At 59.1% G+C, this 25,325-nt stretch carries 25 protein-coding genes; 15 read left to right on the top strand and 10 right to left on the bottom strand.

Annotation, left to right across the window (positions count from 1 at the left end; genetic code table 11):
• Positions 1–9: 9 nt before the first annotated feature.
• Together nodB and RAD15_RS24835 are read right to left on the bottom strand one after the other, a co-directional pair.
• On the bottom strand, positions 10–708 hold the full coding sequence (nodB, locus tag RAD15_RS24840; protein ID WP_270163074.1) for a chitooligosaccharide deacetylase NodB: 699 nt from the start codon (positions 706–708) through the stop codon (positions 10–12).
• Entirely contained in the window at positions 663–1,298 is a 636-nt protein-coding gene (locus tag RAD15_RS24835; RefSeq protein WP_049823391.1) for a NodA family N-acyltransferase, read from the bottom strand. Before RAD15_RS24835 ends, nodB begins: the two co-directional genes overlap by 46 nt.
• Before the next feature lie 482 nt (positions 1,299–1,780).
• Between RAD15_RS24835 and RAD15_RS24830 the strand changes: the two genes are divergently transcribed.
• From RAD15_RS24830 to RAD15_RS24810, 5 genes are all read left to right on the top strand, one after another.
• Complete coding sequence (locus RAD15_RS24830) at positions 1,781–2,746, top strand: LysR family transcriptional regulator (RefSeq protein ID WP_458180816.1); 966 nt, start codon at positions 1,781–1,783, stop codon at positions 2,744–2,746.
• Between the two features lie 348 nt (positions 2,747–3,094).
• Positions 3,095–3,271, top strand: coding sequence for a hypothetical protein (locus RAD15_RS24825; RefSeq protein ID WP_375849101.1), 177 nt, complete (start codon positions 3,095–3,097; stop codon positions 3,269–3,271).
• Between the two features lie 798 nt (positions 3,272–4,069).
• On the top strand, positions 4,070–4,780 hold the full coding sequence (locus RAD15_RS24820; protein ID WP_458180842.1) for a MerR family transcriptional regulator: 711 nt from the start codon (positions 4,070–4,072) through the stop codon (positions 4,778–4,780).
• A gap of 600 nt (positions 4,781–5,380) precedes the next feature.
• Positions 5,381–6,484: a branched-chain amino acid ABC transporter substrate-binding protein gene (locus tag RAD15_RS24815; protein WP_458180815.1), complete on the top strand. Its 1,104-nt coding sequence runs from the start codon at positions 5,381–5,383 to the stop codon at positions 6,482–6,484.
• Between the two features lie 209 nt (positions 6,485–6,693).
• On the top strand, positions 6,694–7,872 hold the full coding sequence (locus tag RAD15_RS24810) for a hypothetical protein (protein WP_458180814.1): 1,179 nt from the start codon (positions 6,694–6,696) through the stop codon (positions 7,870–7,872).
• A gap of 279 nt (positions 7,873–8,151) precedes the next feature.
• Here RAD15_RS24810 and RAD15_RS24805 read toward each other — a convergent pair whose 3' ends face one another.
• Entirely contained in the window at positions 8,152–8,877 is a 726-nt protein-coding gene (locus tag RAD15_RS24805) for an autoinducer binding domain-containing protein (protein WP_458180813.1), read from the bottom strand.
• A gap of 1,087 nt (positions 8,878–9,964) precedes the next feature.
• Here RAD15_RS24805 and tnpA point away from each other — a divergent pair.
• The 6 genes from tnpA to RAD15_RS24775 all read left to right on the top strand — a co-directional run bounded on the left by tnpA (position 9,965) and on the right by RAD15_RS24775 (position 15,676).
• A complete protein-coding gene (gene tnpA / locus RAD15_RS24800; protein ID WP_458180812.1) occupies positions 9,965–10,372 on the top strand; it encodes an IS66-like element accessory protein TnpA in 408 nt (135 codons plus the stop codon).
• 23 nt (positions 10,373–10,395) lie between these two features.
• The gene (gene tnpB, locus RAD15_RS24795) at positions 10,396–10,806 is read left to right on the top strand and encodes an IS66 family insertion sequence element accessory protein TnpB (protein ID WP_458180811.1); all 411 of its coding nucleotides are present in this window, start codon (positions 10,396–10,398) and stop codon (positions 10,804–10,806) included.
• A protein-coding gene (gene tnpC, locus RAD15_RS24790; RefSeq protein ID WP_458180810.1) for an IS66 family transposase occupies positions 10,758–12,406 on the top strand; the annotation gives its coding sequence in 2 pieces (ribosomal slippage) (positions 10,758–11,742 and positions 11,742–12,406; 1,650 coding nt in all). Before tnpB ends, tnpC begins: the two co-directional genes overlap by 49 nt.
• 2 nt (positions 12,407–12,408) lie before the next feature.
• Complete coding sequence (locus RAD15_RS24785; protein WP_458180809.1) at positions 12,409–12,651, top strand: hypothetical protein; 243 nt, start codon at positions 12,409–12,411, stop codon at positions 12,649–12,651.
• Positions 12,652–14,201: 1,550 nt separating this feature from the next.
• Positions 14,202–14,951, top strand: coding sequence for a P-loop NTPase family protein (locus RAD15_RS24780; protein ID WP_426411869.1), 750 nt, complete (start codon positions 14,202–14,204; stop codon positions 14,949–14,951).
• 53 nt (positions 14,952–15,004) lie between these two features.
• Positions 15,005–15,676 carry a hypothetical protein gene (locus RAD15_RS24775; RefSeq protein WP_458180841.1) on the top strand — a complete coding sequence of 224 codons (672 nt, stop codon included), beginning with the start codon at positions 15,005–15,007 and terminating at the stop codon, positions 15,674–15,676.
• A 123-nt stretch (positions 15,677–15,799) separates the two neighbouring features.
• On the opposite strand, the gene RAD15_RS24770 is transcribed toward RAD15_RS24775, so the two are convergent.
• A complete protein-coding gene (locus RAD15_RS24770) occupies positions 15,800–16,219 on the bottom strand; it encodes a DUF7694 domain-containing protein (protein ID WP_458180808.1) in 420 nt (139 codons plus the stop codon).
• 921 nt (positions 16,220–17,140) lie between these two features.
• Here RAD15_RS24770 and RAD15_RS24765 point away from each other — a divergent pair.
• On the top strand, positions 17,141–17,413 hold the full coding sequence (locus RAD15_RS24765) for a hypothetical protein (RefSeq protein ID WP_458180807.1): 273 nt from the start codon (positions 17,141–17,143) through the stop codon (positions 17,411–17,413).
• A 1,167-nt stretch (positions 17,414–18,580) separates the two neighbouring features.
• Here the strand turns inward: RAD15_RS24765 and RAD15_RS24760 are convergent.
• Positions 18,581–18,928 (bottom strand): hypothetical protein, encoded by a 348-nt coding sequence (locus RAD15_RS24760; RefSeq protein ID WP_458180806.1) that lies wholly within the window; start codon positions 18,926–18,928, stop codon positions 18,581–18,583.
• A gap of 530 nt (positions 18,929–19,458) precedes the next feature.
• Here RAD15_RS24760 and RAD15_RS24755 point away from each other — a divergent pair.
• The 3 genes from RAD15_RS24755 to RAD15_RS24745 all read left to right on the top strand — a co-directional run bounded on the left by RAD15_RS24755 (position 19,459) and on the right by RAD15_RS24745 (position 21,456).
• Positions 19,459–19,986, top strand: a complete 528-nt coding sequence (locus RAD15_RS24755; RefSeq protein ID WP_458180805.1) for a transglutaminase-like cysteine peptidase — start codon at positions 19,459–19,461, stop codon at positions 19,984–19,986.
• A gap of 360 nt (positions 19,987–20,346) precedes the next feature.
• Positions 20,347–20,844 carry a hypothetical protein gene (locus RAD15_RS24750; RefSeq protein WP_458180804.1) on the top strand — a complete coding sequence of 166 codons (498 nt, stop codon included), beginning with the start codon at positions 20,347–20,349 and terminating at the stop codon, positions 20,842–20,844.
• A 171-nt stretch (positions 20,845–21,015) separates the two neighbouring features.
• Positions 21,016–21,456 carry a hypothetical protein gene (locus RAD15_RS24745; RefSeq protein WP_458180803.1) on the top strand — a complete coding sequence of 147 codons (441 nt, stop codon included), beginning with the start codon at positions 21,016–21,018 and terminating at the stop codon, positions 21,454–21,456.
• A gap of 126 nt (positions 21,457–21,582) precedes the next feature.
• Here the strand turns inward: RAD15_RS24745 and queE are convergent, their stop codons facing one another.
• From queE to RAD15_RS24720, 5 genes are all read right to left on the bottom strand, one after another.
• Positions 21,583–22,239 (bottom strand): 7-carboxy-7-deazaguanine synthase QueE, encoded by a 657-nt coding sequence (queE, locus tag RAD15_RS24740; RefSeq protein ID WP_458180802.1) that lies wholly within the window; start codon positions 22,237–22,239, stop codon positions 21,583–21,585.
• Positions 22,226–22,690, bottom strand: coding sequence for a 6-pyruvoyl trahydropterin synthase family protein (locus RAD15_RS24735; protein ID WP_458180801.1), 465 nt, complete (start codon positions 22,688–22,690; stop codon positions 22,226–22,228). Before RAD15_RS24735 ends, queE begins: the two co-directional genes overlap by 14 nt.
• Before the next feature lie 2 nt (positions 22,691–22,692).
• On the bottom strand, positions 22,693–23,310 hold the full coding sequence (gene folE / locus RAD15_RS24730; protein ID WP_458180800.1) for a GTP cyclohydrolase I: 618 nt from the start codon (positions 23,308–23,310) through the stop codon (positions 22,693–22,695).
• A 704-nt stretch (positions 23,311–24,014) separates the two neighbouring features.
• A complete protein-coding gene (locus tag RAD15_RS24725; protein WP_458180799.1) occupies positions 24,015–24,263 on the bottom strand; it encodes a hypothetical protein in 249 nt (82 codons plus the stop codon).
• Between the two features lie 119 nt (positions 24,264–24,382).
• Entirely contained in the window at positions 24,383–25,225 is an 843-nt protein-coding gene (locus RAD15_RS24720; RefSeq protein WP_458180798.1) for an electron transfer flavoprotein subunit beta/FixA family protein, read from the bottom strand.
• Positions 25,226–25,325 lie beyond the last annotated feature (100 nt).

Here is a 25,325-nt window from a genome sequence, read left to right as displayed (position 1 = left end):
GGCTCTTTTTCAATGAGACTGAGGAAGTGAGCAGATGGCGAATCCTTGCTCGCCCAATGCCGGAATAAGCCGGGAAAGCGCCTCGAGGGTCTGATCGCGACCGCAATCGATGGCTTGTTCGCGCTCGACGGGAGGACATCCGTCGTGCAAGAGCACAACAGCACCGGGCCGGACCGACGCCAGCACTGCGTCAACAATCGCCGGAACGCCTGGACGAGACCAGTCTCTCGGGTCTACTGACCAGTGCAAGGGAACCAGTCCAGCTCTGGTTGACATCGTGAATACCTGGTCAGTCCAGATGCCATACGGAGCACGTATGTGCCGCAGTGACGCCTCGGGACAAACCGTCCTGATGACGTCGCTCGCCGACTGAATCTCATGTTGCACCTCAGCTGGTTCGCATCGGGAGAGATCGGGATGTGTCATCGTGTGGTTTCCGACTTCATGCCCTTCTGCGATTATTCGTTGGATCAGTTTCGGGTGAGCTGCCGCGCACGTCCCGATGACGAAGAAAGTCGCCGGAGCCTCGTGCTCGGCAAGAACATCAAGGATAGACGCCGTCCAACGTGGATCCGGACCGTCGTCAAAGGTCAGGTAAACGTTACGATCTCCGGTGGCGCTAACGTGCTCGCTTCGCGCTTCCGACAAGCGGCCGGGGCAGGTCACAGCTCTGGCCCGTTCCGATCGATCATGGTCCCGACCGGCCATTCGCTTATCGGACGTCCGATTGGGAAGACCAGAACCACCAAGTCGTCGTCGGTACGGGTCGGCGGCAAGTCGAGATGAATATCCGGGCGCGTTGAACGCACGCTCACTCCCGGCAAAACCGTCGCGAGACCCTGACGGCCGACCAGCTTGGTCACATGCTTCTGTAACGCCTGCCGTACTGCACCAAAGCCAAACGGGACCGCGAGCTGCTGCAGCACCGGATACATCACCCGCATTGAGTGCGTGATCCCCAGCCCCTCCAGATCCGGACGAACACCGTACAATCCTAGCTCAGCCACGAGCAGGTCGACGTCCCCGACTTTGATGAAGCGGCGCAGTGCGCCAATATGAGCTGCGATGCCGTGCGCATCGTAGCCGATGACACGAATCTCGGGCCTCGCGCCGGCCCAGCTTCGTCCGCCTTCGAACGGCTTTGCATTGAATTCACCGGTCGGCCCGTACGTCTTACGAAAGAACTCGGACAGTTCGATGTGTTCAGCAAGTTGCAACTCGTTTTCCCAGCACACCCTCCACCGGACTTTGGAGTGCGTGGAGAACACTCCTGTATCGTTGGATATGGCAATGTTCATGGTGGTCCCCGTTGCGACGTTCGAGATCTGATCTGGTACTTTGTGCACGCGCGTCACTCATTCTCGCCGGCGCATTCATGCGCCAACGGGACACCTCGGCGCGCGTTGGCCAGTGCCCACCGGTCGGAGGAGCCGCGTTCACGATGCAGATGACATTGAGGCGCGGCGCCATTCGCATGAGATCGGGCGGATATTTCAGCCGCGCTTTGGGCAGATCGCCTTCGAGCCGCGATCCAATTGGACGCGCCGCCAGCGTGCTTGACATCCGTAAGCGGACCGAGGAACGGCGGGGTCGCGTTCGAGATGAGCCGCGGTGGATACTTAGAGGATGCTAGATAATCCCTCTCGGGGCTGGTCCAACGATTAATAATCATTGTGGTACGCCTCACTCCGATCCGACGTTTTTGGTATCTCGCACTGCATCAAATTGGTAAAATCGATTGTTTCTATGGTAGACATCCACGGGCTGGATACTTCCCACCATGCGTTTCAAAGGGCTTGATCTGAACCTTCTCGTCGCGCTCGACGCTCTGATGACGGAGCGCAATCTCACGGCGGCAGCGCGCAGAATCAACTTGAGCCAGCCGGCCATGAGCGCGGCGGTTGGCCGGTTGCGTTCCTACTTTCGCGACGATCTATTCGCGATGAGAGGCCGAGAACTCGTCCCGACACCACGCGCCGAAGGACTCGCCGGCCCAATTCGCGAAGCCCTGCTGCACATCCAGCTGTCGATTATTTCGCGGGATGCGTTTAATCCAGCTCTATCGGACCGCAGGTTCAGGATCGGCGTTTCCGACTTCGTCATGGTCGTGTTTTTTCAGGCCATCGTGGAGAGAGTCGCACGGGAGGCACCTGGCGTTGCGTTCGACTTTCTGCCCCTCGCCGACGACCCCGATGAGCTTCTCCAGCGCGGTGAGATTGACTTCCTTGTCTTGCCGGAAATGTACATGTCGCGCTCCCATCCAAGAGCGACGCTGTTCGAGGAAAAACTCGTATGCGTGGGGTGCCGGAGCAACAAGCAGCTCTCACGCAAGCTGACGTTCGAGAAATACATGTCGATGGGACACGTAGCGGCTAAATTCGGGCGTACCCGAAGGCCTTCGATCGAGGAATGGTTCTTGATTGAGCACGGTCTCAAGCGACGCATCGAGGTTGTCGTGCAGAGCTTCAGCATGATTCCACCCATGCTCCTGGGCACTGCTCGTATTGGCACGATGCCCTCGTTGCTGGCTAGGCATTACGGAAAGACGATGCCCCTGCGGATCGTCGATCTTCCGCTGCCAATTCCGTCTTTCACAGAGGCCGTTCAATGGCCGGCCCTTCACAATACCGATCCGGCGAGCATCTGGATGCGGACAATATTGTTGGAGCAGGCTTCGCGCATGCCTTCGGCGCGCGCGACTGCAGCAACTCGAAAGGCCTTGGTAGAGCATTCGCCTTCCAAGTGAATGGAACACTATTGCAAAGTTCAGATGTGAACTGAAAGCGACCTGCTAGTGAACGGCGGCAGAAGGAGCCAAACGTTCTCTTGTTGCATCTTCGCGTTCAACTGTTTCGCCCCGCCATCCGAGCCGGCGCATGACGCCGAGCCGAGAGCAAAGGGCTGCGGAGACGCAACACACTCGGGCTGCTGATGGCGCCAAGGTGTGTTGCGTCAACATCACCCAGTCGCCGCGAAAATTTGACGACGCCCCACTTTGGTGATAGCCGCGCAGTCCCGTCGTTCTCATCGACATGGAATGTGTCGCTTGCGATAGTCTCTAGGAATGGAGCCAACATGTCATTGGTCTCTGACAGTGCTGATCGATGTCGATCGACGACGAAATTGCGAATCAGTTGGTGCGACTGGCGAAGCGCAATTTGCGGCCGATTCACATGTCGAACACGCCAAGGGCTACACGGACGTTCAAGTTGATCTCGTTCCAGATCATGCGAAAGCCGCCTCGCGCCTGCGCCAGCCGGTGTCCCCCTGAACTCACCACCGCGCAGATATCAGCCGGTGATCCCGCTCCGGTATCCGCATGGGCACGGGAATGATAGTTCGAAAGTCGTTCACCCCTCGCGCAAACGAGCGCCTGCTCTCCCTCAATGACGGGCCCCAAACCACCCGCTCTCATCGGTCTTCTCACTTGCCATCACCGCGCACCGCCGGCCCCTCGCGGTGATCGTTCAGGCGCCGCGATGCGCTGACCCGAACAGTTCGCCGTCAGTTTCGCGCACGAGTCAGCTGGGGATTCCGCAGAGCATTCGATTGTTCAGATTCGTCTGGCATCCGCTGCCTGGATTTCAGGCAAGGCAAGTCCGTCGCTGTTGCACAACCGCGTCACTTGAGTGCGTATCGCGCCTTCCGCGCTGAACGGCGCCGCTCTGTCGTCTTTTCGCCCAACGGCGCAGTCAAGCGCCTCGGCCAGCTAACGATCACAAACAGGGAGCCGAACATTGCTGCAGTATAGTGGTGTCTACGATCCGGAAGATCTCACGGTCCTCGGCGCGATCTTTGATAAAGCCATCGCGTCATTGCCGGCATCTATGCGAACGCCTGAAAACCGGATCACAATCGCCAAACTTGTTTTGGAGCGTACAGCAGCAAGCCAATCCGGCTTGGCGTCCCTTATGCTCTTGCTCGACGCCCTTCCATCTGCCCACTCGGTTGAGCGGCGATCGGAGCAGAGCCAGCCTGCTTGCGCCAGAATGGACGACTGCCCAACCAGCTAATTCAAGTAGCTTGATTCTCACGTGACGTCAGGTTGTAGGCTTGCCAATTGAACATCATGATCAAAGCTACACCACGAAGGCGTCGCTGGCGCATTGGAGAACTTGCGGAGGCTACCGGGGTAACGGTACGCACGCTGCATCACTACGAGCACACGGGTCTGCTCAGTGCGTCCGAACGCACGGATGGCGGTCATCGAATGTACGAACGCGAAAGCATTCAACGGGTGTCGCAAATTCGCGCGCTGCGCGAACTCGGCTTCTCGCTGAATGATATTCGCACGGCAATGGGAGGCAAGACGTCACTTACTGACCTCCTGCGCAAGCATTTGGAGCAAATTGAACTTCAGGTCACGCGCACGACCCAGTTGCGGGATCGTTTGCGTAACATGACGACGGACTCTGACACGCAAGTCAGCATGCATGAGCTGCCTGCTGCTCTGAATGCAGCTTCGCGCGCTGAAGCGCGCCCCCAGACTCCACGATGCACGTGCGCGCTCGGCGCTGATCGAGAAGAGCGCTGGCGAAAGATCCGGGATGAGTTGCGCGATTGTGTCGATCGTGGCGAGCACCCTTGCGGCGAGCGGGCCGCTGCCGTGGCGCTGAAGGCGCGCGCGCTCATCACAGAAATTGCGGGGATCGACCCGGCGGCCTCAACCATGCTGAAAGTTCTTGCGCGACTGAGCACGCCGCGCAACCTGGCCGGCTGGAACCACAGTCTGATGCAGTACCTTGATCTCGCAATGGCCGCATTGCAGGACAGGCACTGACGCAGCAGCCGATTCAGATGCGTGCTTCATTTAAATGATTGGCGGCCGCACGTCGCGACTGCTGCGTTTCCGGCTCGGCCTCTTCCGTCAGTGCCTCCCCATCAACCTAGTTGCTGTCGCTCCTTCCACGAGAACCGCTCGCGACCTCGAGAGATGCGTCTCTCGAACAGGCTTGAATCGGACGTAACGTCAGATTGTACGATGGAATCTGGCTGATACCGGATTAACGCGCGGAACGCTCTCACGGGCGAGGGTTGCCCTGGCCCCGTACGCCTGGTTTTCCAAGCTGCGTTCTCGGCGTTCGACAAGCAATGAAGGATCGTTATGGCGCTACCAGAGTCTGATCAGCGCGTTTGCGCCGACCGCGAGTGCGGTTCGAGCCAGCTTTCGTCTGACCCTGCCCGAGTGCCTGCCGGAAGAAGGGATCTTTGGGGCATCCTTCGGCCCATCTTTCGCTTACCACGGCACGCGCGCGAGCACCGGGCGGAGAACGGCTCACAGCAAGGGCCGCCGGTCCGACGGCTGTCATTGTTCGACGCCTCAGCAAACATTTTTCAAGGCAAAACCAGCCACAAACTCAAGCCCGCATGGACTCTCATAATGTCAATCCATGGCGCCATTTCTCTCGCAGCTATTCCACTCCTTGCTTTGATGTCCGTTGCATCTGCGGCCGACGTCAATATTGCTGTGGCAGGACCGATAACTGGAAGCAATGCTGCGCTTGGAGCGCAGATGCGGGACGGTGCTGCTGCCGCCGTCGATGATTTGAATGCGTCAGGCCTCCTTCCAGGAACGAAGGTCGTGTTGAGCGTCGCCGACGACGCGTGCGATCCCAAGCAGGCGGTCGTAGTCGCCAATCGGCTTGCATCAGATCAGGTCAAGTTGGTCGTTGGCCACTTTTGTTCTTCCTCGTCGATACCGGCTTCCAACGTTTACGACGAGGCGCAACTTATTCAGATATCGCCCGGATCCACCAATCCCGCGCTCACGGAGCGTGGCATCAAATCCGTGTTTCGTATCTGTGGGCGCGACGACCAACAGGGTGTCGTGGCGGCCGAATATATCCGACGGCATTTCCCCAACACCAAGATTGCCGTCCTTGACGACAAGAGCACCGCTGGCAAAGGCATCGCCGATGTCGTTGCGACTCATCTTCGGGAGGTCGGGATATCGGATGTGAAGCGACAAAGTTACGTGGCCGGGGAGAAGGATTACATGGCCCTGGTTTCGAGGATGAAAGCGGACGGAATCAAACTTGCTTACATCGGTGGCTACTACAATGAGATCGGGCTGATCGTGCGTCAGGCCTCAGAAGCAGGTGCAGGTATGACCGTGATGGGCAATGATCCTCTGATGACCCACGATTTTTCGATGATCGCGGGCAAAGCCGGAAACGGAACACTGTTCACCTTTATGCCGGATCCCACCACGAATGCTGAGGCGGCGAGCGTCGTGGCACGTCTCAAGGCCTCCAACCGGTCTTCGGAAGGTTATTCGCTTTACGCCTATGCGGCTGTGCAGGCATGGGCGAAGGCCGCAAAGCGCGCCGGCACTTTTGATTCATCGAAAGTGGCAGCTGCGCTTCGTTCGCAGCCAATTGACACGGTGATCGGTGCCGTCCGATTCGACGCCAAGGGCGACAATTCGGCTCCCGGCTTCATTGTCTACCGTTGGCAAGACAACATCGTCGAACAGGCCGAGTGAATTGATCGCAACTCATCACGGTTCGATGGGTTCATTCAGCCGCTCGATACCCTGATGCACATGTCAAGGGGACGAGCGCACGCTCGTGCCTTTCGCACCCCGTAACAGGACTTCCTCGGCACTCTCACTAGTCGAGCCAGATGGTCAACTGGTGCGGTTCTCCGCGCTTGTTGACCTGGGCTGCACCACACCAAGACGGAGGCTCTCCAATGCGTAAGATATTTGTAGCTTGTAGCATGCTTGTTCTCGCTCAAGCTCAAGCCAGTGCTCAACATTCCCACCTGCTTGCCGCGGTGGAGGAACATGCCGCGCCAGGTGAGGCTGATGATCGATCGCCCCAAGCAATGTCTGCAAGGAAGCCATTTGAAACGCCAGAGGCTCCAACCCCAGTTCCGACTGATACCGCGGAGTCTGGGTCCATTGACGCGACCGTCATGTTTCTCGCGGACGTATATGGACCCGCGCCGGAAACAACGCAGCGTCGCACTCTTCGTTATGAACAAGCCAAGAGATATATTGACGCGCATCCGGGTACGCCTGGCGTGCTGTTTATCGAAGACGTCATCGACCATCGTGGTTCGAACGGCATAGCACCGCAACACGAACTCGAGTATCGGGAGACACCGGCTCACTATTACGTGGGCGGCGGGACCCTAAATGACACTGTGTTCGGGTTCGTTGACGGACCGTATCCTCCCGTGTGGACGATTGAAGCGGCACCGGTCTATTCGAGCCTCATCTATGTCGACGCACAAGGCAATGAGACATATGTTAGCGAGAGCAAAGTCCGGCAGATGAACGATCTCGCCCCCGAGCTGCTGGACGAGATGATGCGACGCGAGGATGCGGATCGACGTTATCATGCCAGTCAAGGCTTTCTGGCAGATGAGATTCAGCGAGCCGCGGACAACGGCGACAACTTGCGGCTGGCCCAACTCACCGAGCAGCAACAGCAAGCACAAGCTGCGTATTGTGCGGCGATGCAGATGCGTCAGCAGCGCGACGCGGAGATCGATCGCATGTATGACCTCAACTTGAAGGCCGACGCCGGTACGATCAGCACTCCCGAACGAGGGGAACTCGACAACTTCTCCAAGCGATCTGAGTTGATCGAATCGACTGCACCGATTTCTGACCGCGATGCCGCCGGTCCTCCGCCAACCAGCTGCCCATTGTGTCGGAGCACAAACATTGCGGTGTTGCGAAGTCGACATTTTACCGGGACATTCCAGTTTACCTCTAGCGATGATCGGTCTGTGGTCATGGCTTATCGCCACGGCCACGCAGGTCCCATTGGCGTGCTGATCGGTCTGCCGAAGGATCTGTCAGGACCGATATTTGGTAGCTGGACCAACGCGGGAATGACCTTGCCGCCACCCCAGAAATGACAGCGGTTTGGACCGCCGCCCAGCCTTGTCTGCGCAGGCACGATCAGGACTGATCCGTCACTGCCCGTGCGAACCTAAGCCCCTGCTTGCTGAAACACTCGGCGTCCGCTCAACCCTTCCTTGGCGGTAAGGAAGCTGCGAAATTGGCCGTCCACGGGCACCGCTCGCCACGGCGACGTGCGGCTCAAGGCGATGTCCAGCTTGGTCGGTTGCACATCGCGGGCAGGACGGTCGTCCCTTACCGAATGATACTGCCGGGTGCAGGGGCGGGCCGGGCATTCAAATGAGGTTTTGGCGAATGGCCTTTGCAATTCCGTGGGTCCGGTTTGAAGTCCCGAGCTTTCGTATCGCGTTCTTGAGATGGAAGTTGACTGTATTCTCGCTCACCTCGAGTATCTTGCCTATTTCCCAGGAGGACTTGCCCTCTCCCACCCATCGCAAGCAATCTTTTTCCCGCTCAGACAGTGCAACTTCGCAATTTGATCCGCTACCGGAGGGCCGCGAGATCTCCGCAAGAGCAATGTGGAAGTGCCAGGCCAGTACGTTGAGATGACCCATCTGGCAGTGCGGATCAGCATCGTCGAACGGGGATGCAAAGGATGCCAGAGCCACTTGGCCCAATGGTCCGTACAACGGCACGCTCACACCGTGCTTCAGACCTGCCTCTCTGGCTTCTGCGAGTACGCGCTGCTCGCTGGGTTGCAATTGACATTTTTTGGCAAGTTGATCCCACAGGAACGGCCGCGAAAGCGTTGGCGCCCGTCGTACCACCGGATCGATGACACGGTACTTGCGTTCAACGTACCGGCCGCACCAATCGGACGGGAAGGTTACCGTTACCCCGGAGGGCAGATATTCAGGCAGACCACATGCCTCCGCGAAAGTGAGGGCTCCATAAGCGACTTCACTGAAGCCTTTCTCGCTCGCACAGCTTACGAGAAGGTCAAACAAGACTTTGATAGAGTGAGTAGCCTTGGCGCATTCGATGAAATTGAAAAGATCCATGTAGCGCCTCACGAGGCCCCACGGCCCAAAAGTCGTACTGCGTCATTGCGCGCAGAGCTTGGTGAGGGCGGGCGTCGTTCACTCGCCTTCACCGTTGGGCTTCGCGTCTTTGCAATGCGAGCGCTCGAGCGCTGCGGCACGCAGTTCCAGAGCTGGGTAAACTCTCCCGAAACGCGCTCGGAAGGGATAGGCGCCTCGAAGCAGCGACGAGTCGAGAAGGCCGCGGACGCGTGTCGACGGATTAAGCCCGCCACGTCTTAACTGTCGTGTGGACAGCTGCGATTCGGCTCGTCGCAGCGCGCAGGGCCGGCTATCATGAACAGTGAGAGCGGCCGCTATCGGACTGCCGGCGAGCTCCTCGCTGAGTTGAGGATGACCGACTTCTAAAAGAGTGCGGTTGTGCAATCGCAGGCGCCATAGCGGTGGCGGAGCCTCGGGATGCCTATTTGCGTTTCCGCAACCCGGATCCGCGGTAGAGCAAAGCGCATGCGCTCTCTTTGTTCGATGCTGGTGAAGACGCCCTCGGCGAGCCGCACGAGATGGCCGTTGCCGAAGACGAGAACCTCGCACAAGAACCGCATGCCATCTCAAGCGCCAATGACCAAGCGTCTCAGCGCGTCCGACGCGGACCCGCGCGCAGTTGCAACTTTGCTTCATCGAGACGAAACGGTGCATGCGGGACTCCGGAACTTCCGAGCTGGCCTTAGGACAGCAAGTGTCGTACCAATTTCCGGCAGTCATGAATTCACGTCTGAAAGCAGTGTGTTGAGCCACTCGTCGGTCATTCGACGGGTCGGAGGATCGAAGCAACTCCGACATTCGTCCGAATGCGACACTGCGCTTTGCTACAGAAGCGACATTTGCAGGTCAGCAAAGCTGCCAACAACAAGATACGTAGCCCGTCTGCGGCACAAAGGGGCGCCCCTGTAATCCCATGCGCCGCGAAGCGTATGGTCGAGAGCTGCTGAGCGCGGCCGACCGCCAGAGCGGGCGCCGTTTCAGTTCCTGCCAACAGCCATCGAACATCGTAAGCCTCAGAGGGGAGACGCCTTGCGGCGGGTTGGCCTGATGGTTGAGAACTGTACGTATGGACAGCCATACGATCAGTACGGTGAATCGACTGGAAGTGGTTGATACAGGCCGGCGGCGGCGTTGGTCTGAGGAAGAGAAGGCGCGGATTGTTTTGGAGAGCCTATCGGAGCCGCGCCTGGTTGCGGCGACAGCGCGGCGATACGGCTTCTCGCGTTCTCTGTTGGTGACTTGGCGAAGAGCCTTCGCGGCGACCCGGACCAAATCCGAGACTGGCTTTGTCAAGGCAGTTGTGGCCGATGGGGTGCCCGCTGCGTCGGTGGCGGCGCCATCGGAGAGCGCGACCGCACATTCGACGGAGCGTCGGATCGAGATCGAGCTAACCGGCAGGCGGCGGGTCATTGTCGATGCGGGCGTCGACGTTGAGGCGCTTCGCCGGATCATCGAGGTTTTGGATTCGCGATGATTCCGGTTCCTACGGGAGTTCGGGTGTGGCTGGCGACGGGCCACACCGACATGCGCAAAGGCTTCGCCTCATTGTCGTTGCAGGTGCAAGAGGTGCTGCGCCGCGATCCGCTGAGTGGTCATTTGTTCTGCTTCCGCGGACGCAGGGGTGATTTATTGAAAGTGATCTGGCATGACGGCCAGGGAGCATGCCTGTTTACAAAAAAATTGGAGAGAGGCCGTTTTATATGGCCGTCGCTGGCGGATGGCGTTGTGTCGATCTCGCAGGCGCAGATGAGTTATCTCTTGTCCGGCATCGACTGGCGCAATCCCCAAGAGGCCTGGCGTCCGCTGGTGGCTGAGACTTTGTCATTTGAGTTTGGCAGCGAATGTGATTCCATCTGGCTATGGACTCCAGCGCCGACCTGCCGCCCGATCTTGCCGCCGCGCATGTAATGATCCTAGCCGAGCGCACGGCCAGGCTTGCGGCGGAAGCCAGACTTGCTGAAGCGGCCAATGCCCAGGCGAAGCAATCGAGCACCGAAGCGCTGATTGCCCATCTCAAGCTCGAGATCGAGAAGCTACGACGCACGATATATGGCGCGCGCTCCGAGCGGTCGGCGCGGCTGCTCGATCAGTTGGAGCTTGAGCTTGAGGAACTCGAGGCGGCCGCGACTGAAGATGAACTCGCTGCCGAGAAGGCGGCCGGGAAGACGCAGACGGTGCGTTCGTTTGAGCGCAGGCGGCCGGTGCGCCAGCCCTTTCCCGATGATATCGAGCGGGAGCGCGTGGTGCTGCCGGCCCCGACGCAGTGTCGCTGCTGCGGGTCGGCGCGACTGTCGAAGCTCGGCGAAAGCGTGACCTCGACGCTGGAGGAGATCCCACGCCGGTTCAAGGTGATCGACGCAGTGCGGGAGAAGTTCAGTTGCCGGGATTGCGAGGCGATCACGCAGCCGCCGGCGCCGTTCCATGCCACGCCGCGGGGCTATATCGGACCCCAGCTTCTGGCAACGATCCTGTTCGACAAATTTGGTCAGCATCAGCCGCTAAATCGACAGAGCCAGCGCTTCAAATGCGAAGGGATCGACCTGTCGGTCTCCACGCTGGCGGACCAGGTGGGCGCGGGAGCCTTTGCGACCAGGCCGATCTTTGAACTGATCGAAGCCTATGTGCTCTCCGCCGACAGGCTCCACGGTGACGACACCAAGATCCCGATACTGGCGAAGGGGAAAGCAGATACCGGCCGGATTCGGACCTATGTTCGCGACGATCGGCCATTCGGCGGGCGAGATCCACCGGCGGCGCTGTTCTACTCCTCACGTGATCGGCGCGGCGAGCATCCCGCGCGGCATCTTCAGAACTTCGCTGGGATCCTGCAGGTCGATGCCTATAGGGGTTCAACGCTCTCTTCGATCCCGGGCGCAAGGCGTCGCCTGCCACGCCCGCCTTCTGCTGGGCGCACGGCCGGAGGGCGTTCTTCGAACTGGCCGATATCGCCCAGAACGCGCGCCGCGGACGGTCGGCGACGGCGATCTCGCCGATCGCGCTGGAAGCGGTTCGTCGAATTGACCAGCTGTTCGAGATCGAGCGCGAGATCTACGGATTGAATGCTGAGGAGCGGCTGCGGATCCGTCGGGAGAGAAGCGCGCCACTGCTGACCGACCTTGAGGCTTGGCTCCGGGCGGAATCTGCCCGGCTCTCGCGTTCGTCCAACGTGATTAAGCCGATCAACTATCTGCTCAACCGTTGGGAGGGCTTTGCCCGCCTTGTCCACGACGGAAGGATCTGCATGACGAACAATGCAGCAGAGCGAGCGTTGCGCGGTTTTGCTCTGGGAAGAAAGGCATGGTTGTTCGCCGGTTCTGATCGCGGCGCCGAGCGGGCTGCCGTGATGGCCACGCTTATCATGACGGCGCGTCTCAACGACATCGACCCGAAAGCCTGGCTTGCCGACGTCTTCGCGCGCATCGCCGACATGCCGCAGAACCGCCTGCACGAATTGTTGCCCTGGAACTGGACGCCTCCTGCGTCAAGGTCCTCCGCCCAGGCGGCGTAGCCATGCACGTCAACAAGGTTCACACCGTCTTCACCATCGCTCGCGTCGCAAAAGACCTCGGCGTAGACCAAGACTGGCTCTGGGACGTGGCCAACGGAATGGACACAGAGGATGGCGTCATCTGGGTTTACGGCATAGGTGACGACCAGGTCAAGGCGTTCACCGACTTCGGCATCGAAAACCTGACGGAGCTCATCAGGATGCACAAGGAGGACCCCGAACTCCTCAAGCGGTGGAATCGGTGAGCCCCTGTCCGCGGCCTAGCTCGGATGGATACCGAACATCCCGGTCCGGCACCAATGCTCTGGGTTGCGATCAGCGATCGCGCTCCCACTCGATGGCACTGCATACTCAGCCGTTGGCTGGTCGACTTGCGGATCGTCGGCCAGCTCGCCCTGACTGGATGCTGGACGACACACGCGGCTGAATGGCCGCTACCTTCAAGATCTGTACGATAGACCGGCGCTCATCGCACGAGGAACGAGCTGCCGCCGACCTGCGCGGTTTCCGACAATTTGGCGTGACGCGCTGGCAATCTGAAGCGGCACTACTCCTCAATTGGGCTTATCAAGCTGCGATCGTGTGTCACGCGGCGGACCAAACGTCGCAATGGTTGCTGCCAACAAGCCCGGTTGCGTTGCACCAGATACAGAAAGTGTGACGACGGGGATTGTGCCGCGGACCAGTATCGCGTCATCCTGGAACGTTACCTCGCGCCAAACGGGAATGCGCCACAATCCAAATGCGCGACCCGCGAGCAACACCCTCGGCGCCGTTTACATCCGACGTACGCCGAGGGCTTTTGCGTGCACGGACAGTGGTTCCGCTCGCAAACTCACATCAACTCTATTGGTTGCTCATTGCAACTCACCGGTATTAGGACCGACGAATTCCAGAATCCACTCTGCCTTCTGAACCTCGTGCGCGAGGCGCTTGAAGATTCGAATGGCAGACGCCGGCGTAACAAGGAGTCCAACTCTCTTGCAGGCGAGCTCGAAATGATGCGCAACCTGTTCGTTACTGGGGGCAACCCGGGTCTGAAGCGCGCATGTAGTTAGCGAGGCGAGCATGTGCTCGACGACATCCATTTCAGCCTGACGCACCCCTCTTCCTTCTTTCAGCTGTTGGCCCGCCCGCAAACGTCATCTCGCGAATTGACGGCCAAGTTATGACCGACAAAACAGCGAACCGTCCTGCGGCGGCGCCAGCCTTGCGACGGCCCTAGCATGATGTGCGCTCATTTCACAACCCCGCGGTGGCTTATGTCGACGCTCATGCTGCACACTTGGCTGCGCAATGTCGCTCAACTGTAAAGCCGTCGACACGTCCATCAAGGCAACACTTCAGTCGAAAGCTCGCTCTCTTGATTCGACCGAGGCACGATGCCCTCTTTCGGCCAAGCTGGTCCTGCCGCCGATCCAGTTTGTCTAGCTTTCGCGACCGCTCTCGTTTTGCCCAAGATATCTCTGCGTGGTCCCCTCGCCTGCAAGCGAGCAGGCGGCATATGACGCCGCACCGTTGGCTCTGTGTTGCCCATACGCGATAGACGCCGAATGTGCCTGGCGTTCCGAGTTCAAACCTGACGTCACGTCAGATCGACGACGAAGGCCGCAGTCCGGATTCTCCGAGCTGTTAGATGGCCGCAAACCTGACGTAGAGCGCTGCCACGTCAGACCTCGCTCGCATAAATTTGCAAAACTTCGACGACCTCTTCTTTCTGCCATGTTCAGGTCCAAAGCAAAGACTGTCGATCGCGCCTCGCGGTTGGCGTAGCGCGTGTCTTAAAGGGAATTCGATGGCGAAGCCGGTTGTGATTGTGGTGGGCGCGGACAAGGGTGGGGTCGGCAAGACGACCGTATGTCGGACGCTTCTGGACTATTTCAGCGTGAACAAGGTGCAGACCCGCGCCTTTGACACGGAGTCACCGCGAGGTACGCTGAAGCGCTTTCATTCCGACATCACTGAGATCGTCGATATGACGACGACGGCAGACCAGATGAGGATCTTCGACACCCTGAACGCCGGGCTGTCGGTCACGGTGATCGACGTCCGCGCAGGTTTGCTATCGGTCGCTCTGAACTCGTTGCGGGACATCGGGTTCCTGGATTCAGTAAAGTCTGGTCAGATCACCTTTGCCGTCTTCCATATCCTTGGCCCTTCGATCGCCTCTCTGGACGAGATCGCCGAAACTTCCAATTTCATGAACGGCGCGAAATACTTCCTCGTCAAAAATTTCATAAATGATACCCAGTTCTTTCAGTGGGATCAGTCGACTTACGACTCGTATTTTCACCGCATCAAGGGAGCCACCGAACTGACGATCCCGAAACTCAACGAGATGGCCTATGAGCAGGTCGAGGTCGCTTCCGTTTCGTTCGTCAATTTCGTCGCGAACAAGGGGCCGCTCGATGAGATCGCGAACTACTCCTTTGTGCTGCGGGGCTATGTCCGGCACTGGCTGGCCAACGTCTGGTCCGAGTATGACCGCATCAATTTGACCGATGTGACTGGCGCCACATCAAGGCCCCGCAGCAGTGAAACGTAGCCCTTTTGGTATGCACCTTGGGGAATATACGAAGTCGTGTGATGTCGCTGGAGATGCCGCCCACGCCGGTCTACATCATCTGCTCTCCCGGCCTGCAGGTCGGCAAGACTCTGATCGCGCGGCTCTTGAGCGAGTTCCTGTTGCTCAAGAACGGATCTGTGCTCTCCTTCGACATCAGTTTGAGGGAGCCGTCGCTGGTCGACTACCTGCCCACAATTACCGAGACGGCAGATGTGACAGACACTTGGGGCAAGATGCAGTTGATGGACCGGCTCATCCTGGACGACGGGGTCGCGAAGGTGATTGATCTCGGTTTCCACGCATTCGACGAGTTCTTCAAAATGTGCATCGAGATTGGGTTCATGAGGGAGGCGGTACGCAACCAGGTCGCACCAATCATCCTATTTGTCGGGTGCGCAGATCGCGTCTCCTCACGGAGCTATGAGGTGTTGCGGCACCAGATCCGGGCACCAGCGCTGATCACCGTCCATAATCAGTTCGTGCTGCGCAGCGAGTTGCCCGAAGCAATGGACCGCGCTCCTGTGCTGCGCATCTTCGCACTGCCGCAATTTTTGAAGACCTATATCGATCGCCTGACGTTTTCCTTTACGGGGTATTTGCGCCACGAGAAGGATTCGACCACGGAGCTGCATCAATGGATTCGGCGGAATTACACCCTGTTCCGAGACCTCGAATTGAGCCTCATGCCGGCGCGCTCATTTTGAGGCCAAGCGATGAATCGCTGACCCGTGCAGTCGACGGGCCCTCTCCATCTTGAAATAGGAGACGTGGACCGACGAGGTCCAGCGTCCGAGTGCATTGGGCCGGGTGTCAACCGCACACTTCGATCACGATCGTGCTCTCATTTGTGCCACCAGCGACGCGGCCTCGGACGGTCCGAGGCCGACGACGCCTATGAAGGATGCCGGTGGCCTTGGAATATTCTCACGAATGGGCTTCCAGAGGTGCAGGCAGTACCTGCTGTTGTTCACATATTGCGAGTATGGCGGGTGCAGCTGCATGACGCATTCCTCTTCATCCCAAAACAGGTCCTTGACGAAGCACATCTCTTCCCAGTTCGGACAACGCCGCGGCGTCGAGACGGAGACGTGCTCCCATCCCGGACGGACCAATGCTGCGATTTGCAGTTTACAGCCGCAAGGTCCTTGAACAAAAAAGAGACCACAAGGACCTGACCCTGGCGCGCTGGCGAACTGCCCATGCTGTACGCGGCCGGCCTCCAATCTATCTATGATCTGCGCTCTCACGCGTCCTCCTTGGCTTTTCAACTCATCTGAAGTCGGCGCACACGAAGGTTTCGCCGGTGCTTCATCGACTTCACCCAATGCTACCGCACATAGGTCAGCCTGAAACAATCCCAATACGTCATCTATGTGGCCGCAGCCGTTGAGTTCGTCAGGTCAATCAAGCTCGCGCTCGCATTCGTCGCTGCATCACTCTCTCTCGAATGATCAGTCTGTGGGAAAGTGGCGTTCAGCGACGCATTCCGAAAGACCTTGGGCAGCTTCAGATTCGAATATCCCCGCTGGGACGCGTGGAGCAAGAACCAAATCATGGGCTGCGAGCGCGTCAATCCAAGATGTCGTAGACTCCAAACCGCGGGATTCGAGCAACTTCGATATTGCCTCACACGAGTTTGGTTGACACAAACGGAAAAGACCGCCTGCGCACCGCTTAGCATTCAGGTCCGGTTCGTGACGAAGATGTCGGAAACCGGACCCTAAGCGCGACACCATTTGCCGCGGCGACGCCAAAACGCTGGGCTTTCTTGCGTCAACGAACGCCTACAGCACCGCTTCCTGCGGCACGCCAATTGCTGAGCGGAATATGCGGCAGCGAGCGCTTGCGTGCAGCCCACCAACGCGGGATCTCTCGATGACACTTGGTCAACCCACGCAGATCAACACGCGGACGAATCGCGGCTTGGCAATTGTCCGAGATGCACTTGACGGTCTCGCAATCACGATCGAACCGATACCTGCCTCGACCAATCCGGAGATTGGCCAGGGCTAGGCTTGGCTTAACGTCCCAATCGGCTGTCGATGAGGTCGGCCGGGCGTTGGCCGTTCCGATCATCAATTTGCGAGCAACGGGCCGTTTCGCCTGGTCATGGTGACATTCGATTTCTCGCGGATGCGACGCTCGCCTCGATTCACTAGGATAGATGAGTGCTGATGATGCACTGGCGTGAACCAAGACGACGCCTGATCAACGCGCAGGACGCGCTGCGAACGGCGCGTTGTGATCTCACCCTGAAGTCGGGCACGCCACAACTTTGGTCGCTTGCGGCAATCCTCGCCGCGCTTGCCTGGATGAGCATCTACGGGCTTGCCGGGGTTTTTCGATGGGCGACTGCAACCCGCCACAGGTGCGTGCTGCGCTTAATGCGCCGACGACCCGGCTCGCCGAGCCTCGCCCGCGCCAAAGACAGATACAAATGAAGTGGGCCATCGCGTTTTCGGTAAGCTTGTGGGCCATGCTTATCGCCTATTGCGTTGACGCTCCGGAGGCCTTCATCGCTGCGAGTCTTGCCGCAGCGGTAAGCCTGTGCCGGCTCTTAGATTAGCCAAGTACCCGGAGGATGACGCATATCTGCCGACGAGAGTTGCGCACGAGTCTCCCTTGCGGCACGCCGATCATCGGATCGGCGCCTCACCCGCGTCGGGTTGGCGTTCGTCTTCGCTCCGTGATCACACCTCCCGTCTTGAGCCACTCAGCCTCGCTCTTGGAAGGTAGATCCTGAGCTGCGGCGTTGCTCGGTTCGAGCCGCGCCCTGGTCCTAAGAGCGATGTCGCCGGTCGATAGCAAGGATGAAAACGATCGCAATGCCTCAACGTAAAAACGCCCGACGCCCTCGGAGCAGGCTGGAGGGGCGTCGGGCTCAACCTGGCGAGGTTGAGGCATCGACGTGGCGCTGGGGAAGCCCATGTCCATGCCCACGATGATTGTTGCAAATGATGTGCCGCTGAGCTTGGCCGAGAAACCCGACGATCATTGAATGTGTTGCCGCGAGCTATCGCCGATACTCCTGCGTGAGGGTTGGTCCACTATGTCTTGCCTGCCCGACAATGTCCCAAATCTTACGAACCCAACACGACGTGCGTCGATGTTCAACACGGCCAACGATGTCGCATGCTGGTTGATACAGCTCATTGCGCGTCTCTCGGCTGAACAGCCCGAAAAAGCCCGACGCGCCTTGCCGGGTAAAAAGGCGCGTCGGGCCGGCGAGGCATAGGCACTGGAGAGCCCTTCCCCTCAGAGGCTTCAGCAAACCACGTGCCACCCTGAAGGCTGCCGCGATGATCCGTCGCGTCTGTGAATGGGCGGGGGCGACGCGCGTGCTCACTTCCAGGTACGCGAGCCTATCCGAACGTCTAGTTCGATGCCGCTGGGCGACAGCACACGTTGTCGTCGCATTGCTAGATCCACTTAAAAGTTCCATCGAATTCGAGTCGGTGAGACATCCTTCGAATTCCGGAGATCGAAGGCGACGTGCGGATCATGGGCGCGGGATGTCAGGGGTGCGGGCGCATGGGTCGAGGTCACTTCAAATGCTGCGGGCCAGAGCCGAGAGAGATCTTCTCGGAAAGCCACCGGATTGAAGATATTCATTGCTCCTCGTCGGCATCTCTTCTCAATCTTTCCCGCTCGTCGGCCCACCGTTCCAGCTTTTCATATTCCTCGGCGATTTTAAGCAGCTTGGCTTTTGACTTTGGACAATCGAACGACTCCGCCTTGGCAAGCGTCGCCTGAGCTCGCTGCCGCCAGTGTGTTGGACCGCTCGATGGGCCTTTGCGCTTCATGGAAATGGATATGCAACGGCTAGACCAGGTGAAGCGGCGCCATTTTTGGTCAGGGCGGACATTATTGATGTCGCGAAGATCGTTGGCGGTAATACCCGAGAGGCAAAACGAGCGCAGGTCCTGGTTGTCTGAACGGACTCTCCGCGCTGACAAGTGAAGAGTCGTCGGCGGTTGGACCGCCCTGCGGACCAGGATCTGGTGACGACTTCTGCGCAGCGAATTGTCCGCGGAACGGCGTGAGCCAGAACACGCTCGCACCGCCTTCATGGGGGCTTGAATCGCACGTGGCGTCAGATTGTACGGTTTTCGGATCAGGCAGGCGGGCCTTTGCTCGTCCTCGATCTCTTCCCGCGCAGTCACAAGGGGTTGCACATGTCTTGCTGTTTTGGGGGCACCGCGCACGGGCTGCCGGTACGGAGTGGACCTGCGCATGACTGGCGGACCGCGGCGTCGCAGAGGTGCTGCGGACGACAGACCCTTTGGATGATGGCGTTCCTCGGGTCTCTGCGCCTCGTAGCTCCGCCGCAGTGGATCTGTCGTTTCGTGCTCGTGACCTCGGGTCTGATCGGCCGTCCGTCAGCTACAGCATGCGCAGGACGTTAATCCTGGCTGCAGTCGCAGCCACCACAATGGTCTCTCAAACGATGACGACCGCTCGATCTGCCGATCAGAGATCGTCGGGTATGCCGGCGATCGCGGTGTCGGCGTCTCCGCACCTCAAGCTCGACCGTCCGGCGCTCCCTCCAATGGCATACACCATGTTCTGCCTGCGCTATCAGGATGAATGCCGCCTCCGCCTCCTGTTTCGCGGCGGTCCGGTCCACCTGACCGAGGCACGGTGGGCAGATTTGAAAGAAGCTAACCAGACGGTGAACAGCGCCATTATCCCGGAAGCCAGTGAACCCGGTCCCCCGGTGGAAGCCTGGCTCATTGATCCGGAGCGCGGCGACTGCAACGATTACGCCGTCAGCAAGCGCCACCAACTTCTACAGCGTGGATGGCCGCCGCGAGCGCTGTTGCTCGCCGAGGTCGTGACCGCCTCGGGCAAACATCATCTGGTCCTGGTGGTACGGACTAAGAGCGGCGACCTCGTGCTGGACAATCTGACTCCGCAGATCCGATCGTGGTCGCGTGCTCCCTATCGCTGGGTTCGAGTTCAGTCGCCAGGCGATCCGCGATATTGGCGTACTATCGCGCAGCGCGGCGAGTAAGCGCCTCACGGAGGAGATCGGAAATGTTCCCGGCTAGCGCCACGGACGCACTGCAGATGATCGAACCCTTGGGCGACTTCGTTCAGCACGCCACCGGCCGGTCTTCGACCGGCGCTGTAACTGATCTGTGGTCCGCGCTCTGATCGGGGCCCGTCAGCTATGATGAAATCGCCTGCTATCAGACCAGCATCGCGCGCTGTTGAGATCGCCAGGCCCCGTTTTGATTGATCCATTCCCCTTGTTCCTTGGATATTTGCCTGGCGTGGTCGCGCATCTGGAATCTGCGGAGCTTCGTAAGCAGAGCCGGCGGACATCACGCCTCTTTTGGCCGCTCCGAGAGAATATGGATGATCACGATGAATGAACGTCAAAGCCGATCGGACGCTCTCACGGACCGCTATTTGCAGTGCCGTCGGTATTGTCCTCCTCCAGCCTGAAGGAGCGGATTCGCTACCACTGTCCCCCCATCGTATCCCCGAAGCATTTCGAGGAGATCGGCTCTTCAACCCCGATTTGGCAGCAGCAGACGAGATGCGTGGTTTGGAGCGAAAGGCAGATCAAGCGGATCGATCAGAACCGTACCAGGAGAGTTCACCTATGCGCTGCCCGAAATGTGAGGCCGACAAATGGTACGAAGTTGCAACGCACGATCCCTGGAGCGGTCGGCCGGTGATCGCCTGCAAGATCTGCGGCGAATATGCCGAGCTCGAGGCGCTCAAACGTGAGGATGCGCACGATGTGATTGCCCGGACGCTGGCGGATGATTTGGTCGGTGAGGGGCAGGCTGACGCGCGGCCCATTGCGAGCAAGATTCTCCAGGCGCTGGAGAATGCCGGCCTGACAATCAGCGGCTCCTGACGCGATTTCCCTCGACCTACCTCATTCCGTGCCCGCGGAATCAGACACGATCGGAGTCTCGTTGCACTGGCATCCGCGACGGGTTGATGTCTGGCAAGTCTCGATGATCAGTTGCAAAGCTGAAACCCGGCCCATTGGAGCTTGACGGGGCGTGTGGAAGTGCCCGCAGACGTGGTCTCGACCGTTAGCCATGACGATGGAGCCGCTTGTCTCAATGCCGGTGATTGCGAGGAGGCACATTTTGTTGTTTTGAGAGTGAAAAAAGCTCCACTCGGCCATCGAAAGGGCTTGAACCTTACGCTGCGTAAGATTGTAGGCTTGCGGTTGCGGCGAAAGCTGGCTTGGCTTGCCACCGCCGAGATTATTGAGCCGCCAGAATATCTGGCTATTCGCTTGACGTCGGCGGCTGTCGCTAAGGAAGAACCGATGATACCGGGGCGAATGACGACAACGCTCACCTCAATCGACCGCATGTTTCTGAAGATTCGGGAACTGATCGACACAGACGACTCGATCCCGCTTGAACTTCGTGCGTCGCTGCACACGACACTGGACAGACATCTTCGCCTGGCAAAGGAAGGATTCTTCAAGGCTCCTGTGAGGAGCCAATAAGCGGCTTGCGTTGCCCGGCTCCTGCTCGGTTTGCCCGAGGAGCCCGGTTTTCGGTCAAGTTGTCCGAATTCACAACCATTTCCGCGGTAGCAAACGTGGACTTTGTGACAGTTGCTTTAGCGGGATTCACCGCACGCCGATATACTTCTGCATTTGGATGCTGACGCGCCAGTTGCGTACAGTTGCCTCTCGGATGCACAGCTCCGTCGCTTTCCGGCTTTGGCTCAATGGTTGTAGCCATATCTCTGGCTTGAGCGCATACTCGATAGGCAGGCTCAGCAGGTTTTGGATGTCGGCAGGCCTGCCCACCGGGTGTTTGATCTCATTGGCACGCAGCAAGGCCTCACCTAGAACAGATCGCCGACCCGGCATGCCAACTTTCGGACTAACGGTCACCCATGTGTAGGGATGCGCCTGAATGGCTTGGGTGCCCGATGTCTCCAATTGCACCGAGAATCCGGAATCGACGAGCAGCGTGGTCAGTGGCCGCAGGTCGTACAGCGCGGGCTCGCCACCCGTAATCACGACATGCCGGGCGCTGAACGCCTGCACCGCGAGCAGGACGTCCTCCGGCGACATCATGGCCCAGGTGTTGGTGTCCTCGGTCTTGATCATCATATCGGCTATCGACACTCGCCGCTCTGGATCGACGAACCAAGTGTGCTTGGTGTCGCACCAGGGACACCTGACCGGGCATGCCTGCAACCGTACGAACACGGACGGTGTGCCCGCCTTGCAGGCTTCCCCTTGGATGGTTTCAAATATTTCGTTAATCGGCAGCACGGCCTGCCTCCCGATACATGGCGCTGTTCGCGCCGTGCTCCTTCACCTCGACTGACACCAGCCGGCAACGCGGAGCAAGTCCCTTTTCCGACAACCAGTTGCTGCCGACGCGGTAGACGTGTTCGGCAAATTTTTCACAGCCAACTGCCGGCAGCACAACGACGTCTGCTAAGCCGCGCCGTGCGGCTTCGCGAAACCATTCGAGCTCGGGGTCGTCTGCGGCCACGACCGTCTTGTGGTCGAACGTACCTTCGAGGATCGCCCTCAGCTCTTTGAGGCCGCCAAAATCGACGACCCAATTCTTGTCGTCCAGGGTGTAGGCTTCGAACTCGAAACGAAACGACAGCGAGTAACCGTGCAGCAGGCGACAATGCGACTTTGCGCGCCACTGGCGAAACGTGGCAGATAGGCCGACCTCATGGCCGTATGTCTTCGTCGATAGGTATGTCACGCCTAGTCCTTGATCTGCGCCACAAATTCGCTACGCATTGACTTGCTGTCGCGGAAGGCTCCGCGCATGATGCTGGTCGTCATGATGGCTCCGGTTTCACGAACACCGCGCCAGACCATGCACTGATGCTGTGCCTTGAGGACGACGGCCAATCCCTTCGGCTTGAGACGGCCCTCAAGCTCGTCCGCCAGCATGACGGTCGCTTCCTCTTGCAGGTGGGGTCGCGACAAGATCCAGTTGGCGAGGCGTACAAACTTGCTGATACCGATCAGCTTGTCACCAGGCAGAACACCGACCCACATGCGGCCGGTGACGGGGACAAGGTGGTGGGCGCACGCCGAACGCACTGCGATAGGGCCAAGCGAGTAGACCTCATCCAGGCCGCTGTCGTTCTGAAACTCCGTGACCTCGGGGCCAGCCTCAAAGCGGCCGGCAAACACCTCGCGCACGTACATTTTGGCAATTCGCTTCGCGGTCCCCTGCGTATTGTGGTCGCGATTGGTATCGATGACCAGGGCATCCAGCACAGCCTGCATGTGCCGCTCGACCTCGGTCTGTATCACCTCAATGTCACCGGGCAGCAGGTGTTTTGCGATGTTGGCGTTTGGCGCAAACGACACGCCAGCTTCGAGGAGGCGTTTACGAATTGCCTGCGTTGAGCTTATCAAAACTTCCTGCCTGACACTTTGCCCTGTTTCCGCCGAGCACTGATCCGCGGTCCGATCGCGTGATCCGCCTACCACATCTGATCCGTTGGCCGAAAGAACTGAGGAATGGCCGCCTGGACAAAACGCATTTGGGGCATAAGCTGCGATTGAGAGCACTTCAAAGACCGGACGCTAGTCAGCGGTGCAGGCGCGCGCTTTTCAATTTGCACAAATCGATACATCTGAGATGAACTCCTGGGCTGGTCGCTGCGAGGACCGCAATTGTTGAAATGGGTCTTCTCATCTCTAGCAATCAGCATGCCGGATACGACTCTGCGCGAGGTTGCCCGAAGGAGACCATGGGCTTTGCGCCGCTCGTGCGGATGGAATACGTCGCCGCATTCGCCCCCAGACATGGACGTCTTCGACCCGACGGCGACTGATACGGCCACTCATTCTGCGACCCAATCGGCTGCCAGAGACATGACGCTCCCCCTAAGTGGACCCTAAGTTGGGCTAGAGTCCGCGGCCGAGCGGCTCGATCTGGAAACCAAGAGGCAACGCCAGAAAAAGAACGTCTCGGCCGCAACTGTGCGACGTCTTCTCACCGACCTGGTGGGGCCAATCACCATATGCTGTTGACGCTCCCGTTCGGTGCAGCGCATCGGCTCTGAGCTTCACGCTGTCAGATGCTTCAGCGTCGAGTTGCAGGCTTGCTCGGCATCGGCGAACGTTGTGAAGGGCGAGCCAGCGATCTTGATTGCGCTACGACTTTGATGAAGCGGGCGCCATGACGCCACATAGCCGGGACGGCCGTGAAAGCCGTGGCCTGCGCGGCTCGCATAAGCGATCACGAAGGAGAAGCCATGTCCGCTTGCACTCCACACGTCCAAATGCTCGACGGCGCAGTGGAATCGCAGGATCATCGCCACTCGTAGCCTGCAACTTTCGGCTTAACGCTCTGTCCACCCACCTGCTCTGCCCCGGCGTAAGCTCGTCGACGGCCGCTGCTCGTCCTTGCCGATCGCCCGAACCTCTCCCCGGGTCATGAGCCTCGGGCGAGAGCGGCAAGCTCAGCTTCTAGCTTGGGCTTCTGCTTGAAAATGGTGTCGATCAAGGCTTGCGCCGGCTGCTCGGCAGCATCCACGATGGCTGCCTTCTCTGCGCGCGCCGAGGGCGCGAAGACGCGTTTAACAACGGTGGGCGAGCCTCTCAGACCGCATTTTGAAACATCCTCGACGCCAGCCTCCTGGGCGTTCCATTTTACAATTGGCGCTCGAGCGGCGCGCAAAGCATCTGCCATTGCGCCACGGCGAATCTGGTTGGTGGCCTCCATCATGGTGATGAGCGACGGCAGGCTTGCGCGCAGCACCTGGGTGCCGCCCTCGGAGCGCCGCTCCGCTTCGATTGTGCGCGCGGTGAGATCGATGGTCATGATCTTGGCAACATAGGTTAGCTGTTGCACAGCAAGCCGCCTTGCGATACCAGGCCCGACCTGCGCTGTGTCGCCATCGATCGTCTGCTTGCCCGTGAATATGAGGTCAGGCTGGCCATAATCCTTGCCGATCTTGCGGATGGCGGTCGCGAGTGCGTAGGTGGTTGCCAGGGTGTCCGCACCCGCGAAGCAACGGTCGGTCAGCAGCACCGCGCGATCGGCGCCAAAGGTGAGGGCTTTCCGAAGAGTGTCCTCGGCCGAGGGTGGGCCCATTGTAAGGACGGTGATCTCACCACCAAACTTGTCGCGCAGATCGAGCGCAGCTTCGAGCGCGAACAAGTCATAAGGATTGATGATGGTGGGCACACCCTGACGCATGATCGTGTTGGTCACAGGGTGCACGCGGATCTGTGCGGAATCAGGGACCTGCTTGATGCAGACGACATTGTGCATGTGCTTCTCCAGAGACCTTCGAAATCCGGAGAAAGCACAGCAAATGTCGTACCATTTGCGGTTTAAGGCATGAGTCGATGTAAACAACAAGTTCTGAGAG

It is taken from the genome of Bradyrhizobium sp. 14AA, assembly GCF_054185205.1.
Note: the sequence above shows the minus strand (reverse complement) of the source record. Positions and strands in the feature narration are given on the sequence as shown.

What these genes read in the sequence shown, in the direction of transcription:
- nodB (WP_270163074.1), bottom strand. Translation starts at nt 708, where the DNA reads ATGGCCGGTCGGGACCATGATCGATCGGAACGGGCCAGAGCTGTGACC.
- RAD15_RS24835 (WP_049823391.1), bottom strand. Translation starts at nt 1,298, where the DNA reads ATGAACATTGCCATATCCAACGATACAGGAGTGTTCTCCACGCACTCC.
- RAD15_RS24830 (WP_458180816.1), top strand. Translation starts at nt 1,781, where the DNA reads ATGCGTTTCAAAGGGCTTGATCTGAACCTTCTCGTCGCGCTCGACGCT.
- RAD15_RS24820 (WP_458180842.1), top strand. Translation starts at nt 4,070, where the DNA reads ATGATCAAAGCTACACCACGAAGGCGTCGCTGGCGCATTGGAGAACTT.
- RAD15_RS24815 (WP_458180815.1), top strand. Translation starts at nt 5,381, where the DNA reads ATGTCAATCCATGGCGCCATTTCTCTCGCAGCTATTCCACTCCTTGCT.
- RAD15_RS24810 (WP_458180814.1), top strand. Translation starts at nt 6,694, where the DNA reads ATGCGTAAGATATTTGTAGCTTGTAGCATGCTTGTTCTCGCTCAAGCT.
- RAD15_RS24805 (WP_458180813.1), bottom strand. Translation starts at nt 8,877, where the DNA reads ATGGATCTTTTCAATTTCATCGAATGCGCCAAGGCTACTCACTCTATC.
- tnpA (WP_458180812.1), top strand. Translation starts at nt 9,965, where the DNA reads ATGGACAGCCATACGATCAGTACGGTGAATCGACTGGAAGTGGTTGAT.
- RAD15_RS24785 (WP_458180809.1), top strand. Translation starts at nt 12,409, where the DNA reads ATGCACGTCAACAAGGTTCACACCGTCTTCACCATCGCTCGCGTCGCA.
- RAD15_RS24780 (WP_426411869.1), top strand. Translation starts at nt 14,202, where the DNA reads ATGGCGAAGCCGGTTGTGATTGTGGTGGGCGCGGACAAGGGTGGGGTC.
- RAD15_RS24775 (WP_458180841.1), top strand. Translation starts at nt 15,005, where the DNA reads ATGCCGCCCACGCCGGTCTACATCATCTGCTCTCCCGGCCTGCAGGTC.
- RAD15_RS24755 (WP_458180805.1), top strand. Translation starts at nt 19,459, where the DNA reads ATGCCGGCGATCGCGGTGTCGGCGTCTCCGCACCTCAAGCTCGACCGT.
- RAD15_RS24750 (WP_458180804.1), top strand. Translation starts at nt 20,347, where the DNA reads ATGAACGTCAAAGCCGATCGGACGCTCTCACGGACCGCTATTTGCAGT.
- RAD15_RS24725 (WP_458180799.1), bottom strand. Translation starts at nt 24,263, where the DNA reads ATGATCCTGCGATTCCACTGCGCCGTCGAGCATTTGGACGTGTGGAGT.
- RAD15_RS24720 (WP_458180798.1), bottom strand. Translation starts at nt 25,225, where the DNA reads ATGCACAATGTCGTCTGCATCAAGCAGGTCCCTGATTCCGCACAGATC.